This is a genomic window from Nocardioides cremeus (assembly GCF_030518195.1).
In the GTDB taxonomy this organism is placed as follows: Bacteria; Actinomycetota; Actinomycetes; order Propionibacteriales; family Nocardioidaceae; genus Nocardioides; species Nocardioides cremeus.
Genome location: NZ_JAULSC010000158.1, coordinates 1 through 307 on the forward strand (window position 1 = coordinate 1; position 307 = coordinate 307).

Consider the following 307-nt stretch of genomic DNA (forward strand, 5'->3'; position numbering starts at 1 on the left):
GGCGACTATGACTTGGTCAGCGACAACGTACGCAAAGCAGCGTGCAGTTCCTTTTTCGAGTACACAATCCAGAAGGGTCTACAGGTATATGTGGAGCAGAAACTGCAGGCAAACCCGGACATCAAGCTGCCTAGCGGTCGACCCATGTTAGACTGTGCGTTGCGGATATGTCCTTCCAAGTTCAGCGGGGAGATTGAGCTGTTGGACATGGTGCGCTACCTTCTCAAAGCAGGCGCAGATCCCAACGAGATGTATGGGCACTGCTCGATATGGGGCCGCTTCCTGCTTCAGATTTCAAATTTGCCTT

General features: G+C 52.4%; 1 protein-coding gene. It reads left to right on the forward strand.

Features of this window, described 5'->3' with window-relative positions; genetic code table 11:
* Positions 1-90: 90 nt before the first annotated feature.
* Positions 91-307: hypothetical protein (locus QWJ41_RS20955; RefSeq protein WP_302710413.1), on the forward strand; the 217-nt coding region annotated here is incomplete at its 3' end.